The 13,294-nt window shown below is 64.2% G+C and carries 15 protein-coding genes; 11 read left to right on the top strand and 4 right to left on the bottom strand.

The window, feature by feature from the left end; genetic code table 11:
• Positions 1-21 precede the first annotated feature (21 nt).
• On the top strand, positions 22-726 hold the full coding sequence (locus OKB87_RS16160; RefSeq protein WP_017409790.1) for an SDR family oxidoreductase: 705 nt from the start codon (positions 22-24) through the stop codon (positions 724-726).
• Between the two features lie 3 nt (positions 727-729).
• On the opposite strand, the gene OKB87_RS16165 is transcribed toward OKB87_RS16160, so the two are convergent.
• Complete coding sequence (locus OKB87_RS16165; protein ID WP_011707725.1) at positions 730-1,245, bottom strand: 2-amino-4-hydroxy-6-hydroxymethyldihydropteridine diphosphokinase; 516 nt, start codon at positions 1,243-1,245, stop codon at positions 730-732.
• Positions 1,246-1,374: 129 nt separating this feature from the next.
• Here OKB87_RS16165 and cydH point away from each other — a divergent pair, with 129 nt between their 5' ends.
• The 4 genes from cydH to OKB87_RS16185 all read left to right on the top strand — a co-directional run bounded on the left by cydH (position 1,375) and on the right by OKB87_RS16185 (position 4,767).
• Positions 1,375-1,467 carry a cytochrome bd-I oxidase subunit CydH gene (cydH, locus tag OKB87_RS16170; RefSeq protein WP_017409791.1) on the top strand — a complete coding sequence of 31 codons (93 nt, stop codon included), beginning with the start codon at positions 1,375-1,377 and terminating at the stop codon, positions 1,465-1,467.
• A gap of 98 nt (positions 1,468-1,565) precedes the next feature.
• Positions 1,566-2,966, top strand: a complete 1,401-nt coding sequence (locus OKB87_RS16175; RefSeq protein ID WP_011707724.1) for a sensor histidine kinase — start codon at positions 1,566-1,568, stop codon at positions 2,964-2,966.
• Between the two features lie 8 nt (positions 2,967-2,974).
• Positions 2,975-3,490, top strand: coding sequence for a hypothetical protein (locus tag OKB87_RS16180; RefSeq protein ID WP_270827995.1), 516 nt, complete (start codon positions 2,975-2,977; stop codon positions 3,488-3,490).
• A complete protein-coding gene (locus OKB87_RS16185) occupies positions 3,487-4,767 on the top strand; it encodes a sigma 54-interacting transcriptional regulator (RefSeq protein WP_042064247.1) in 1,281 nt (426 codons plus the stop codon). Before OKB87_RS16180 ends, OKB87_RS16185 begins: the two co-directional genes overlap by 4 nt.
• A gap of 81 nt (positions 4,768-4,848) precedes the next feature.
• Here OKB87_RS16185 and OKB87_RS16190 read toward each other — a convergent pair whose 3' ends face one another.
• Entirely contained in the window at positions 4,849-5,322 is a 474-nt protein-coding gene (locus OKB87_RS16190; RefSeq protein WP_029304910.1) for a DUF1097 domain-containing protein, read from the bottom strand.
• A 370-nt stretch (positions 5,323-5,692) separates the two neighbouring features.
• On the opposite strand from OKB87_RS16190, the gene msrP reads away from it, so the two are divergent.
• Positions 5,693-6,694, top strand: a complete 1,002-nt coding sequence (gene msrP / locus OKB87_RS16195; protein WP_043164186.1) for a protein-methionine-sulfoxide reductase catalytic subunit MsrP — start codon at positions 5,693-5,695, stop codon at positions 6,692-6,694.
• Positions 6,695-6,713: 19 nt separating this feature from the next.
• Positions 6,714-7,346 (top strand): protein-methionine-sulfoxide reductase heme-binding subunit MsrQ, encoded by a 633-nt coding sequence (msrQ, locus tag OKB87_RS16200; protein WP_011707719.1) that lies wholly within the window; start codon positions 6,714-6,716, stop codon positions 7,344-7,346.
• Between the two features lie 44 nt (positions 7,347-7,390).
• Here msrQ and OKB87_RS16205 read toward each other — a convergent pair whose 3' ends face one another.
• Positions 7,391-7,636, bottom strand: coding sequence for a PepSY domain-containing protein (locus OKB87_RS16205; RefSeq protein WP_010635834.1), 246 nt, complete (start codon positions 7,634-7,636; stop codon positions 7,391-7,393).
• Positions 7,637-7,699: 63 nt separating this feature from the next.
• Here OKB87_RS16205 and OKB87_RS16210 point away from each other — a divergent pair, with 63 nt between their 5' ends.
• From OKB87_RS16210 to OKB87_RS16225, 4 genes are all read left to right on the top strand, one after another.
• Positions 7,700-8,032 carry a PepSY domain-containing protein gene (locus tag OKB87_RS16210; protein WP_011707718.1) on the top strand — a complete coding sequence of 111 codons (333 nt, stop codon included), beginning with the start codon at positions 7,700-7,702 and terminating at the stop codon, positions 8,030-8,032.
• Between the two features lie 87 nt (positions 8,033-8,119).
• A complete protein-coding gene (locus OKB87_RS16215; RefSeq protein WP_011707717.1) occupies positions 8,120-8,776 on the top strand; it encodes a response regulator transcription factor in 657 nt (218 codons plus the stop codon).
• A gap of 37 nt (positions 8,777-8,813) precedes the next feature.
• Positions 8,814-10,163: a sensor histidine kinase gene (locus tag OKB87_RS16220; RefSeq protein ID WP_005306363.1), complete on the top strand. Its 1,350-nt coding sequence runs from the start codon at positions 8,814-8,816 to the stop codon at positions 10,161-10,163.
• A gap of 41 nt (positions 10,164-10,204) precedes the next feature.
• The gene (locus OKB87_RS16225) at positions 10,205-10,666 is read left to right on the top strand and encodes a hypothetical protein (protein ID WP_010635837.1); all 462 of its coding nucleotides are present in this window, start codon (positions 10,205-10,207) and stop codon (positions 10,664-10,666) included.
• Between the two features lie 142 nt (positions 10,667-10,808).
• Here the strand turns inward: OKB87_RS16225 and torA are convergent, their stop codons facing one another.
• On the bottom strand, positions 10,809-13,289 hold the full coding sequence (gene torA / locus OKB87_RS16230) for a trimethylamine-N-oxide reductase TorA (RefSeq protein ID WP_270827997.1): 2,481 nt from the start codon (positions 13,287-13,289) through the stop codon (positions 10,809-10,811).
• Between the last annotated feature and the right edge of the window lie 5 nt (positions 13,290-13,294).

A 13,294-nucleotide genomic window follows, 5' to 3' on the forward strand; every position in this document is an offset into this window, starting at 1 on the left:
CCGGACAATCAAGGAGAGGGTATGCGTGCATTGGTGACGGGGTGTGGCCGCCGGCTTGGTTTCTATCTGTGCGAACAGCTGGTGGCGGCGGGTTGGCAGGTGACGGGCAGCTATCGCAGCGAACGACCCGAGCTGGCGCGACTGCGGGCGCTGGGGGTCGAGCTGGTGCAGGCGGATTTCGCGCGCGAGGAGGAGGTCGGCAAGCTGATCGAGGCGCTGGCGGTCCATCAGGATCTGGCGCTGGTGATCCACAACGCCTCGGCGTTTGAGCCGCAGGCGGCGGATCCAGCGGCACAGCTGGCCCAGTTTGATCAGTTCTACCGGGTGCACATGGCGGCTCCCTTCCAGCTCAACCGGGCGCTGGCGCCCCAGCTGGCGCGCAACGCCAATGCCGGCATCATCCACATCACCGACATCTACATCCATGCGCCGGCACCCCAGTTTGCCAGCTATGTGGCCACCAAGGCGGGGGCCCACTCTCTGGCCATGAGCTTTGCTCGCGAGCTGGCGCCGGCCGTGCGGGTCAACACCATAGAGCCGGGCCCCATTCTGTTTCTCGACGAACATGGCGATGCGTGGCGCCAGCAGGTGCTGGCGAAGACGCCGCTGGCGCGGGAAGGGGGGCTGGAGCCCATCTGGCAGGCGGTTCAGCTGTTGATGCAGAACGACTACATGACCGGGGCCAGCATCCGGGTGGATGGTGGCCGCAGTCTGGCCGTCATCTAGGGGTCAGCGCAGGAGCGCGGCGGGGGTGGCCATCTCCTGCTGCAGGGCGATGGGGGCGAGGCCGACCTGGCGCTCCTCGATCACCTTGCCCGCCATCAAGCGGGTGTGCAGCGGCAGGGTCACCTTGCGATCATGCACCTGGCCACGGCCATAGAGCTCCGCCAGCAGCTCGTCGAGATAGGCATCGACCCGGGCGGTGGAGAAGTCATCGCTCTGGCTGCTGGCCAGGATGTCGATGTCCAGCGGCCGGTCCAGCACCTTGCAGCGCGGATCGCTGCGATCCCGGCCGTGGGCCAGCTCCATGGCGACGAAGTGTGCCTTGAGCTGGTGCGGTGCCAGCTCGCTCTCGGCGACGAACAGGCAGTTGAGGAAATCATGGCTGGAGTGCATCCCGACCGGCTTGGTCTGGATCACCGAGCTCAGCTGCAGGCGGCCAAAGTGAACGAGCAGCTCGCCGACCGCCTGACTGACGTGCTGATGGGGATCAAGATTCGATCCAATGCTACACAGATAGAACATGTCACCGGTCCTTGGATGGGGCTCATCTGAAATTCATACACAGCTCACGGTTATCGGGTTAACTATGCATTAACATCGGTTTGTCTGTTGTGATCAGGCTCTATCATCTTGGCAAGAAAGGAGGTTTGCATGAGCGTGGAACTGAAATGGGCACTGCTGACCGCATCTGGTGCGTTGGCCATGATCCTGATTATCTGTGTGGCATCCGTCGGTCTGGCGTGATGCCCAAGCTGCAGCATGAACCGGCCCCCTGGCCGGTTTTGCTTTTTGGGGGAGTGCAGATATGCTGACCCACCCCTGCTGAATTGAGATAGTCCAAGATGACCAAGGTACGCCCACGCTCCCTGCTACAAGTGGTATTGATGGGGTTCGTTCTGGTGTTGATGCCTCTGGGCGGCATGATCTGGCACGACAGCCAGTCCCTCGAACACCTCAGCCAGTTGACCAGCGACGAGCTGGAACGGGCGGTGCGCGACACCCGTCGAGCGACGCTGCTGACCACCCAAGCCATTGATCTTGAACGTACTCTTCGTCGCTATGCGGTGCTGGGGGATGAGCGCATCCTGGCCAGTTATCAGCAGCAGCTGGCGAGTTATCGCAGCCTGCTCGCCGCTCACCAGAGCTCCATCCCGGATGCCGAGGCTTACACGGGTCTCGAGCAGGCGCTCGCCTGGCTCGACAGCCTGCAGGATCTCGCCCGCGCCAAGGCCGAGTCAAACAGCCCCAAATTTGATGAATTTAATCAGGTTAATCAGCAGCTTGAGATTATCACTCGCAGCCAGGTAGATGAGCATGTCAGCCGGGTGCGGGCGACCATCGCCGCCTTGATGACGGAGATCTGGTGGGTCAGCGGTTTCGTGGCGGTGCTCAGCCTGCTGCTGGTGCTGCTGTTTACCTATCTGATCATCCACCCGGTGCGTCAGATTGAGTCGCGGATCTTGAGTCTGGGTGCCGGTGTGGAACCGGACAAACGCCCGGTGGACGGGCCGGCCGAACTGGTATTGCTGGGGGAGCGGATCGTCTGGTTGCACGATAAATTGAAGGAACTGGAGCAGCAGAAATACCAGTTCCTGCGCCATGTTTCCCACGAGCTGAAGACCCCGCTGGCGGTGCTGCGGGAAGGGGCGGATCTGCTCTCCGAGCAGCTTGTAGGGCCGCTCACTCCGGATCAGCAGGAGATCTGCCAGATGCTGGAGGAGAACAGCCGCCGGCTGCAGACCCTGATCGAACGACTGCTCGACTTCAACCGGCTCAGCCAGCAGGAGGTGTTCACCCTGACCCCGGTGGCGCTGGCGCCCCTGCTGTCAGAATTGTCTGCAGAGTACCGGCTGGCGCTGGAATCCAAACAAATCAGTGTACACTTGCCGACCGATCCGATCACCCTGCAGGCCGAGCCATATCGCCTGCGGCTGATCCTCGATAATCTGTTCTCCAATGCGGTCAGCTACGGCGCCAGCGGCGGGCAGATCTGGATCCGCGCCGGGCAGGATGGCAACGGCAGCTGGCTGGAGGTGGCCAACGAAGGGCCCGCGATTCCGCTGGCCGAGCGGGAACGGATCTTCGAGCCCTTCGAGCAGGGCAGTATTGTGCGCCAGGGGCTGCTGAAAGGCTCCGGAATGGGGCTCTCCATCGCCCGGGAATCGGCGATGAGCCTTGGCGGCGAGTTGGTATTGGTTGAAGATGAACAGGCGGATGTCTGTTTCCGGTTGACGTTGAAGTGAAGCCCAAGATGAAACATTGTGTTGTTCCGGTATTGATGATGAGCCTGCTCACAGGCTGTTCCCTGCTGCCAGCGCGTGACCCGGCGGCGTCGCCGGATCTCGCCCTCGCCAAACGGATGGAGTTTGCCAACAAGGAGATGCAGGTGCGCCTGCAATACTCGGACTGGCTGCTGGCCAGCCATGCCCAGCAGCGGGCCCAGGAGCGCCAGCGCCTCAAGGGTGCGACCGATATCGAGAGCCGGGTCAGCCTGGCCATGGTCAACACCCACCCGTCCGAGTCGGTGGCCAGCCGGCGGGCTGGTCTGGACAAGCTCAAGAGCCTGCTGCCGGAGTTGGGGCTGGATGCTCAGGCTTTCCTGCGCAGCTGGATAGCCCTCGGCGAGGAGCTGCTGGCCCGCGACAGCCGGCGCGACGATCAGAGTCAGGAGGTGCAGCGTCTGCGCCGCCAGATCGAGCAACTCTCCGCCATCGATGATCAACTCAATCAGCGCAAGCTGAACGGCAATGGCGAGGCGCTGAAATGAGTCGCATCCTGCTGGTCGATGACGATGCCAGCCTGCTCAAGCTGATGAGCATGCGCCTGCGCAGCCAGGGCTATGAGGTGGATACCGCCGACAGTGCCGAAGGGGCGCTGGATCGGCTGCGCCAGCAACGGGCCGATCTGGTGCTGAGCGATCTGCGCATGGCCGGCATGGACGGGCTGGCATTGTTCGAGCGGATCCAGTCCCAGTGGCTGGGGCTGCCGGTCATCATCATGACCGCCCACGGCACCATTCCCGATGCCATCCAGGCAACCCGCTCCGGGGTGTTCAGCTTTCTCACCAAGCCCATCGACAAGGATGAGCTGTTCGCCACCATAGAGCACGCGTTGAGCCTGACGCGCCCAAAGCAGCGACAGGATTGGCAGTCGCTGATCCTGACCCGCAACCCGCAGATGGAGCAGTTGCTGATCCAGGCTGGCAGCATCGCCGCCATGGAGGTGCCCGTGCTGATCATGGGCCCTTCCGGTTCCGGCAAGGGCGTCATGACCCAGGCGCTGCACCAGGCCAGCAGCCGGCGTGACAAGCCGCTGCACGTCATCAACTGTGCCGCGCTGCCGTGGGCGGTGCTGGATCTGCAGTTGTTCGGCGAGGATGGCCAGTCCGGCCTGTTTGAACAGGCCAAGGGAGCGACCCTGTTTCTCGACGAGATAGGGGACCTGTCGGAATCGCTGCAGGCCAAGCTGCTGCAGGTGCTGCAGGAGTACGGCCAGGGCACGCCCGAGGTGCGGGTCATCAGCTCCAGCCATCAGGATCTGGTGGCGGCGATGGAGGAGGGGCGCTTTCGGGAAGATCTCTTCTATCGGCTCAACGTGGCCAACATCACCTTGCCCCCCCTCAGCGCCCGCAGCGAAGACATTCCGCTGCTGGCCAGGCAGGCGCTGGATGATTATCGCAGCCGCCACGGCGACTGCGCCGCCCTCGGCTTCTCGCCGGAGGCGCTGGCCCTGCTGGCGGCGGCGGGTTGGCCCGGCAACGTGCGCCAGCTCTGCAGCGTGGTGGAGCAGCTGGCCAGCCTCTGCTGCAGCCCGGTGATCGGCGCCGCCATGGTGGAGTCGGCGCTGAGCGGCGGCAGTGGTGGCATCCCTTCGTTCAACGAGGCACGGGCCGAGTTCGAGAAGGAGTATCTGATCCGGCTGCTGCGCACCACCGAAGGCAATGTGACCCTGGCGGCCAACATGGCGGGCAGAAACCGCACCGACTTCTACAAGCTGTTGAATCGGCACGGCATCGAAGCCGCGAACTTCAAGTCGAAGGGATAGAAGGGATAAATGACAGAGGGGCGGCCCGTCGGTGACGGACCGCCCCTCTTGTTTCAGACCGGATCGGTCACATCGCCAGGATCAGGCCGGATCGGTGACGCCAGCGGTGGCCTGGGTTTTGTGGGAGAGCCAGAGGCCGCTCGCCTTCATCAGGTAGCCGAACAGCGCACCAATCACCAGTGACGGCAGGATCAGTCGCCACTCTCCCGCCGCGCCGAAGGTGGCGCAGCAACCGGCGAAGGTGCCGGGAATGTAGCCGAGCCACTGCTGCTTGGCCTGCACGCACATCAGGGTGGCCACCACCCCGGTCATCAGGTAGCCCGCCACGCCGGCGCCCCACCAGGCGTCACCATGAATCAGCAGCAGGGCCCACAGCATGCCGCTGGCATTGCACAGCAGGGTCTGCAGCAGCGCCTTGTAGCCGCCGCTGGAGGCAAAATAGCTGGTGCAGCCGAGGAAGCCGACCCAGGAGATGAGGCCGAGGGTAACGGCGACCCAGCCCCAGACGGCGGAGAGGATCCCGGTCGTGATGGCGATGGCGATCAATGGGCTCATGGCGTGACTCTTCAGTAGTGAAATTCGGAAAAAAGGGAGCCTACCCCGCGCAAGAGGGGCGGCAAGCAGGGGCGGGATTGTGTGTGATCTGCATCACTCATTTCAACTCAGGAATACGCTTGCGCTCGCGAAAATATTTCATGGTGAGGCGCTGGTCCCTGCTCCATAGTTAGAGGCCCTGTCCTGCTCATGGAGTGAGTCTGATGGTGCCAAATGTGATCGTTCCCCTGCTGGTGTTCGTAGTGCTGTTTTTGGTCGGAACCATGGCCAAGGCACTGCCCCTCTATCAATTCATGTAATTTTCCGTGAAATAAAACTCGGCCGGGGCGGGTCTTATGATTGTTACCCTCATCGCCCCGGGAGTTTTTCCATGTTGCTCAAGCGCCGCTCTGCCCACCACCTCACCGAACAGGACGTCACGCCGGAAGCCGTCTATCAGGATCGCCGCCTGATCCTGAAAGGGCTGGGGCTCGGCGCCGCCACCCTGGCGTTTCCGACCCAGGCCGGGGTGCTCGATCTCTTCTCTGGCGACAAGCCGGCGCCGGTCGCCACTCGGGCGCTCAACATCCACGCCGCCGCCCGGCCGGAGGGGCTGATCCTCACGCCGGAGGAGAAGGCCACCACCCACAACAACTTCTACGAGCTCGGCACCGACAAGGGGGATCCGGCCCGCAACGGCCACTACCTCAAGCCGGAGCCCTGGACCCTGAAGGTGGAAGGGGAGGTGGCCAAGCCGTTTACCCTGGACGTGTGGGATCTCATCAACAAGAGCACGCTGGAGGAGCGCATCTACCGGCTGCGCTGCGTGGAGGCCTGGTCCATGGTGCTGCCCTGGAGCGGCATCGCGCTGGCGGATCTGATCCGCCGGGCCGAGCCCACCAGTCGCGCCAAGTTCGTGGCGTTCGAGACTCTCTATGATCCGGAACAGCTGCCGGGACAGGCGTCGCGTTCCCTCGGTGGCGGCATCGACTACCCCTATGTCGAGGGGCTGCGCATCGACGAGGCGATGCACCCGCTCTCCTTCCTGGCGATGGGGCTCTATGGCAAGGCGCTGCCGGCCCAGAACGGTGCGCCGATCCGGCTGGTGGTGCCCTGGAAGTACGGCTTCAAGAGCATCAAGAGCATCGTATCCATCCGGCTGGTGGAGGAGATGCCGCCCACCACCTGGAACCTGCTGGCTCCCAACGAATATGGCTTCTACGCCAACGTCAATCCGGCGGTGGATCACCCGCGCTGGAGTCAGGCCAGCGAGCGCTTCATCGGCGAGGGGGGCATCTTCGGGGCCAAGCGCCAGCCGACCCTGCCATTCAATGGCTATGCCGATGAGGTGGCGTCCCTCTATCAGGGCATGGATCTGCGCAAATGGTATTGAGACGAGAGGAGCTGACACCATGACTCTGCGACTGACGGCGCGTCACATCACCCTGCTGCGGGCGCTGGTACACCTCGCCTCGCTGGGGTTTCTGCTCTGGCTGCTGGTGGCCGTGCCCGGCGGCCTGCTGGGAGGGGATCCGGTACAGGGGCTGACCCACTATCTGGGCAAGGGGGCGCTCAACCTGCTGCTGCTCACCCTGCTGGTGTCGCCGCTGGCCAAACGCTGGCGGCAGGGACAGCTCATCAAGCTGCGCCGCCCGCTCGGACTCTGGTGCGCCGCTTGGGCCGGTCTGCATTTCATGGTCTGGCTGGGGCTGGATCTGCAGTTTGACTGGGGGCTGATTGGCGGCGAGCTGGTCAAGCGCAGCTACATAGTGGTGGGGATGGTGGCGCTGCTGTTGCTGCTGGCGCTCAGCCTTACCTCGATCCCGGCCCTGCTGCGGCGCATGGGGCCGGCCTGGCAGCAGCTGCACAACTGGATCTACGCGGTGGCCCTGCTGGTACCGGTGCACTACTGGTGGTCGCTCAAGAGCGGCTGGCAGGAGCCGCTCATCTATCTGCTGCTGGCCTGCGCCCTGCTGGTGCCACGTCGCGACAAGCTGCTGCGCCCCTGGCGCCGGCTTCGGCCGCAGAAACTGAGGGAGGCATGAGGCCGGCAGTGCGCCGCCCCGGCAACCCGCCATAAAAAAGAGGCCTAGTCGGCCTCTTTTTTGATGTCACCCGTATGGGCGTCCACCAGGAGTCGTACCCGCTGCCCCTGGGCATCCAGAGTTTCCACCTCGAATTTGTCCCCTTCCAGCTCCACTTCCCGAATGTCGTGATACCCTTGGGCCACCAGCAGTTTGACCAGCCCGGCCATGTCGAGACGGCTCTCGGCCGCCCAGCCGAGGGTGGAGAAGAGGCAAAGGATCAGCAGGAAACTGCGTCGGATCATATTCATTCCGGATTCATGGCTGGCAGACTATAAACGGCATTATGTTAGGTTTTGGGAGATGAATCATCCATGAATAGAGCCCTGTCTCTGCTTGGGTTGCTGCTGCCGGCACTGGCACAGGCGGCCACGCCGAACGAGGCCTTGCTGCAGCAGGCTGTCAGCGAGGGACGGGTGCGCCCCTTTCATGAGGTGATGGAGGTGGCTTCCCGCCTGCCGGTACGGGTGCTGCGGGTCGATCTGGGGGAGGAGGACGGCATCTGGCTGTACGAACTCAAGCTGATCGACAGCGAGAACAGCGTCATCAAGGTGGGCTATCGGGCCGACAACCTGGAGATGGTGTGGCTCAAGGGCCATCATCTGGAGCGGCTGTTCGAACCGCGTCCGCCCCCGGAAGAGGAGTGATGGAGTGAGTCCGCGAACGCGCCGCCATTCGGCTCCTTCTCCAACTGCCGCCGGTACCGGCACAACCCTGCTTTGGATACCCAATTTATGCGAATTCTGATAGTTGAAGATGAGAAGACCCTGGCGGGCCAGCTGGCGGAACAGCTGCGCCTGTCCGGTTTCGTGACCGACCTCTGCCACGATGGCAACGAGGCCGGCTTTCTCGGCGAGACCGAGCCCTACGACGCCATCATTCTGGATCTCGGTCTGCCGGGCCGCGACGGCCTGAGCGTGCTCAAAGAGTGGCGCAGCAAGGGGATCGACACCCCGGTACTGGTGCTGACCGCCCGTGGCCAGCTGCACGAGAAGATCGAGGGGCTCAACGCCGGGGCTGACGACTACCTCACCAAGCCGTTCCAGGTGGCCGAGCTGGTGGCCCGGGTCCATGCCCTGGTGCGGCGGGCGGCGGGCAACGCCAGCTCGATCCTGGAGATCGGCGGGGTGCGGCTCGACATGGCGGCATCCCAGGTGTGGTACGAAGGCACCCCCATCAAGCTGACCGCCCACGAGTTCCGGGTGCTCGGCTATCTGATGCAGCACAGGGGCAAGGTGGTGTCGCGCAGCGAGCTGATCGACCACATCTACGCCCAGGATTTCGACCGCGACTCCAACACGGTAGAGGTGTTCATCGGCCGGATCCGCAAGAAGACCCACTCCGATCTCATCGAGACGGTGCGCGGTCTCGGCTACCGGATCAACGAATGAGCTGGCACTTGATGCCCTCGTGCGCCGGAGCGGCTGAATGAGGCTGGTACGTACCCTGCGGGGGCGGCTGGTGGTCATCGCCATGGTCTGGTGCGGCCTGTTCCTATTCGCCACCGGCTTCAGTCTGCAGACCATGATGCGCAACTACTGGCAGGAGGCGGAGGCCGACGGCCTGCGCCTGCAGCTCTACGATCTGCTCTCCCGCCTCGAGATCCAGCCGGATGGTTTGCCGGTGGTCACCGAACCCATGGCCGATCCCCGCTTTCGCCAGCCCTACTCCGGTTACTACTGGCAGCTGGAGCTGGGGGAGAGCGTGGTCAGCCGCTCCCGCTCCCTGTGGGATGTGCACCTCGACGTGCACGGCCTGAAGTCGGCCTTCGGCGATCCGGATCTCTTCGTCGGCAAGGGGCCCAACAAGGAGCCGCTGCTGATCATGACCCGTACCGTGCTGCTGCCCGGTTCGGATCGGGTGTTCACCCTGGTGATGGCCAAGGACAGCAGCGCCCTGACCCAGACCCTGAAGAAGACCCGCATCAGCCTGTTCCTCGGCCTCGGCTTTGCCGCGACCGGGCTGGTGCTCGGCTTCATGTTCCAGATCGTCTACGGCTTGCGGCCGCTGCACCTGTTGCGCCGCGAATTGAGCCGGGTCCATCAGGGCCATCAGGAGGGGTTCCGGCTGCGCTATCCGTTGGAGATCCAGCCGCTGGTGGAAGACATCAACCGGCTGCTGCACCACTATGGCGAGCTGCTGCAGCGGGCCCGCTCTCACACTGGCAACCTGGCCCACGCCCTCAAGACGCCGCTCAGCATCATGCGCAACCAGGTGGCTCAGCTGCCGCCGGAAGATCAGGCCGCTCTCGGCGAGCAGCTCGATCAGATCCAGCGCCACATCGATTACCACCTCGGCAAGGCGCGGGTGACCGGCGCCGCCAAGATCCTCGGGGTGTCGACCCCGGTGCGGGCGCGGGTGGAATACATCTGCCGCGCCTTCTCCCGCCTCTATCCGGGCCGGGAAGTGGACCTGCAGGTGCCGGCCACCCTGGCGGTCGGGGTGGAGGAGCAGGACTTCGACGAGATGGTGGGCAACCTGCTGGAGAACGCCTTCAAGTGGTCGGCCGGCCGGCTGCGCATCTCCAGCGCCGAGCTGGGGGGCTGGATCACCCTGCGCATCGAGGATGACGGTCCCGGCATGAGCGAGGATCAGATCGCCAAGGCGGTGCTGCGCGGGGTGCGGCTCGACGAGAAGGTGCCTGGTTCGGGTCTGGGTCTCAACATCGTCTCCGATCTGGCGGAAGCCTATCGCGGCAGCCTCATCATGGGGCGCGCCGAACTCGGCGGGCTGGCGGCTTCTCTCTCGTTGCCCAAGGTGGCAAGAGTAGAGAGCTAGGCATAAGATATGGCACCTGTTTTAGCCTGAGGAAGAGAACCATGACCGATGATCCATGGGCACTGTGTCACCTCGACGATTCGTTCGATGCCTCCGTGCTGGGCACCAAGGGGGCCCAGATCCAGTGGTTTGAGGATCGCGACAGCCTGATTGCCTTCCTGCTGGAAGATTTCGTCGACCTGCTGGCCGACGTGGGCGAGCTGGATGAGGATCAGACCGAGCGGGCGCGCGAGCGCTTCACCCTGCTGGTGGAGCAGAGCTTCGACGATCGCGGCCTGATGGACGCCATCAACGATCTCGCCTCCGGCCTGCGTCGCATCGCCTGGCTGGGGCCGCTCTCCGAGCTGGCCGAGCTGAGCGATGACTTCGCCTCCGGCCTGCGCCGCTATTTCTGGAGCCAGTACGACGGGGATGAAGATGACCCGGATGCCTGGGTGCCGGAAGAACTCTGGCCCCAGCTGGTGGAGTGTGCGGAAGAGTACATGGTGGAAGGGGACTTCTAAGCCACCTTTTCCGTGCTCTTGCTGCAAAACGGGTGGAGTATGCGGAAGAGTAGATGGTTGAAGGTGACTTCTGAGTCACACCACAAACCGCGATAAGAAAACGGCGCCTTGATGGCGCCGTTTTTGTTGCTCAGTCCTCTGCTCAGGCGTTGGCCGGCACCGCGTGGGCGGTGTTGACCGGGGCCGGGCCCTGGTACTTCTCGATCTGCAGCTGGGCCATGTGACCGCAGTTGCCCTGCGCCAGGCTGGAGGTGCCCTCGTCGAAGGTGAGGCAGTTGACGTTGCCGTTCTTGCACAGGCTCCCCGCCTCGCCCGGTTTGGCCGGATCGAACCAGGCCCCTTCGCACACCCGCACCACCCCCGGGCGGATGTCGGTCGAGAGCAGGGCCCCCACCAGGATCTGGCCGCGGTCGTTGAAGGCCCGCACCAGATCGCCATCCTGAATGCCGCGTGCCTTGGCGTCGTCCGGGTGGATCAGGATCGCCTCGCGATCGGCGACGGCGAACTTGTCCCGCAGCGGGGTGTTGTCGAGCTGGGAGTGCAGCCGCTGGGTCGGGTGGGAGGTGTTGAGCGACAGCGGATAGTGGGTCGCCTCTTTGCTCTTGATCCACTCCTTGGGCTCATACCACTTGGGATGGCCGGCGCAGTCGGCATAACCCATGCTGGCCACCGTGCTGGAGAAGATCTCGATCTTGCCGGACGGGGTGCCGAGCGGGTTGAGCAGCGGGTTCTCGCGAAAATCGGCGTGACGGATCCACTGGCGGTTCGCCTCGGGCACCGGGAAGCGGATGTAGTTGTTGGACTCCCAGAACATGTTGAACGGCGGCAGCGCCACCCGGGCGCCACGGGCCTGGGCGGCCATGCCGTCATACATCTGCTTGAGCCACAGCATCTCGTCCTTGCCTTCGGTGTACTGCTCCTGCAGGCCCAGCTTGGCGGCCACGTCGCGGAAGATGTCGAAGTCGTTGCGCGCCTCGAACTGGGGCGGCACGCACTGGTGCATCGGGAAGACGTAGCGCTGGGAGTAGTCGCCGCCCATCTCCAGATCGTTGCGCTCGTAGCTGGTGGTGGCCGGCAGGACGATGTCGGCGTGCTTGGCGGTGGCGGTCCAGTAGGGCTCGTGCACGATCACGGTCTGCGGCTTGCGCCAGGCCTTGACCAGGTTGTTGGTGTCCTGGTGGTGGTGGAAGGGGTTGCCGCCCGCCACGTAGACCAGCTTGATGTCCGGGTAGGTCACCTTGCGGCCGTTGAAGTCGATGGTCTTGCCGGGGTTGGCCAGACAGTCGGCGATGCGGGCCACCGGGATCGGCGCCGGTCCGTTCTTCGGCGCATTGCCGGCGGAGATGCCCGCCAGGATGCCGCCCTTGGCGGTGGGGCTACCACCGGAAGAGTAGTGGTAGCTGAAGCCGTAACCGCCGCCCGGCAGGCCGATCTGGCCCAGCATGGCGGCCAGGGTGACCAGCATCCAGTTGGGCTGCTCACCGTGCTGCTGCCGCTGCATGCCCCAGCCCGCCATGATCATGGTGCGCTTGGATGCCATGTCGAGGGCCAGCTGGCGGATCACCTTGGCATCGACGCCGCAGATGGTGCTCGCCCACTCGGCGCTCTTCGGCTGGCCGTCTTCCTGGCCGAGCAGATAGGCGAGGAACTTGTCGAAGCCGGTGGTGTAGCGGTCGAGGAAGGCCTGATCGTGCTTCTGCTCGCTGTAGAGGGTGTGGGCTACCCCCAGCATCATGGCCACGTCGGTGTAGGCGTTCGGCGCAATCCACTCGGCCCCGGCCAGCTTGGCGGTTTCGTTGTAGACCGGGTCGATGCTGATGATGCGGGTACCCTTCTCCTTGAGCGCCTTGAAGCCGGCCTGACCCTCGTGATCCGGCATGTTCCAGCTGTTCTTCAGGGTGACCTGGGCGTTGACCCCCCACAGCACCACCAGTTCGGCGTGCTCGATGACGTTGGGCCAGGCGGTCTGCTGCTCATACACCTCGATGGAGCCCATCACGTGGGACATGATCACCTGGGCGGCGCCGGCGGAGTAGTCGCCGGCATAGCCGGTGAAGCCGCCCGCCAGGTTCATCAGGCGGTGCAGCAGAGTGCGGCTGTTGTGGAACATGCCGACGCTCTTCCAGCCGTAGGAACCGGCGTGGATCGCCTGCGGGCCGAAGTCGCGCTGCACCCTGCCTATCTCGCCGGCCACCAGGGCGATGGCCTTCTCCCAGCTCACCCGTACCCACTCGTCGGCACCGCGTAGTTCGGGCTTGGCGCCCGGGCCCTGTTCCAGCCAGCTCTTGCGCACCATGGGGTACTTGATGCGGTTCTTGGCGTGGACCTGGAACGGCGCCATGTCGATGAGATCGTTGGGGGCCGGATCATCGGCCACCGGCTGGACCCGCACCATGCGGCCATCTTCAACGATGGCCTCGAAAGCCCCCCAGTGGGCGCCGGTCAGGATGCCTTTCTGGGCCGGCACCAGGGTCGGGAACTGTTCAAGCGCCGTGCTGATGGCCTGGGCCAGCGCGCTCTTCGGGAAGACGCCGGCCAGCAGCGGCAGGGCGGCGCAGGCGCCCAGCCCCTTGAGCAGGTTGCGGCGGGAGAGATTGGTTTGCTTATCGGTAAAAAAAGTCATGACGA

The sequence above is a fragment of the Aeromonas sp. Y318-1 genome (genome assembly GCF_027706125.1).
Taxonomy (GTDB): Bacteria; Pseudomonadota; Gammaproteobacteria; order Enterobacterales; family Aeromonadaceae; genus Aeromonas; species Aeromonas hydrophila.

What these genes read in the sequence shown, in the direction of transcription:
- OKB87_RS16160 (WP_017409790.1), top strand. Translation starts at nt 22, where the DNA reads ATGCGTGCATTGGTGACGGGGTGTGGCCGCCGGCTTGGTTTCTATCTG.
- OKB87_RS16165 (WP_011707725.1), bottom strand. Translation starts at nt 1,245, where the DNA reads ATGTTCTATCTGTGTAGCATTGGATCGAATCTTGATCCCCATCAGCAC.
- cydH (WP_017409791.1), top strand. Translation starts at nt 1,375, where the DNA reads ATGAGCGTGGAACTGAAATGGGCACTGCTGACCGCATCTGGTGCGTTG.
- OKB87_RS16175 (WP_011707724.1), top strand. Translation starts at nt 1,566, where the DNA reads ATGACCAAGGTACGCCCACGCTCCCTGCTACAAGTGGTATTGATGGGG.
- OKB87_RS16180 (WP_270827995.1), top strand. Translation starts at nt 2,975, where the DNA reads ATGAAACATTGTGTTGTTCCGGTATTGATGATGAGCCTGCTCACAGGC.
- OKB87_RS16185 (WP_042064247.1), top strand. Translation starts at nt 3,487, where the DNA reads ATGAGTCGCATCCTGCTGGTCGATGACGATGCCAGCCTGCTCAAGCTG.
- OKB87_RS16190 (WP_029304910.1), bottom strand. Translation starts at nt 5,322, where the DNA reads ATGAGCCCATTGATCGCCATCGCCATCACGACCGGGATCCTCTCCGCC.
- msrP (WP_043164186.1), top strand. Translation starts at nt 5,693, where the DNA reads ATGTTGCTCAAGCGCCGCTCTGCCCACCACCTCACCGAACAGGACGTC.
- msrQ (WP_011707719.1), top strand. Translation starts at nt 6,714, where the DNA reads ATGACTCTGCGACTGACGGCGCGTCACATCACCCTGCTGCGGGCGCTG.
- OKB87_RS16205 (WP_010635834.1), bottom strand. Translation starts at nt 7,636, where the DNA reads ATGAATATGATCCGACGCAGTTTCCTGCTGATCCTTTGCCTCTTCTCC.
- OKB87_RS16210 (WP_011707718.1), top strand. Translation starts at nt 7,700, where the DNA reads ATGAATAGAGCCCTGTCTCTGCTTGGGTTGCTGCTGCCGGCACTGGCA.
- OKB87_RS16215 (WP_011707717.1), top strand. Translation starts at nt 8,120, where the DNA reads ATGCGAATTCTGATAGTTGAAGATGAGAAGACCCTGGCGGGCCAGCTG.
- OKB87_RS16220 (WP_005306363.1), top strand. Translation starts at nt 8,814, where the DNA reads ATGAGGCTGGTACGTACCCTGCGGGGGCGGCTGGTGGTCATCGCCATG.
- OKB87_RS16225 (WP_010635837.1), top strand. Translation starts at nt 10,205, where the DNA reads ATGACCGATGATCCATGGGCACTGTGTCACCTCGACGATTCGTTCGAT.
- torA (WP_270827997.1), bottom strand. Translation starts at nt 13,289, where the DNA reads ATGACTTTTTTTACCGATAAGCAAACCAATCTCTCCCGCCGCAACCTG.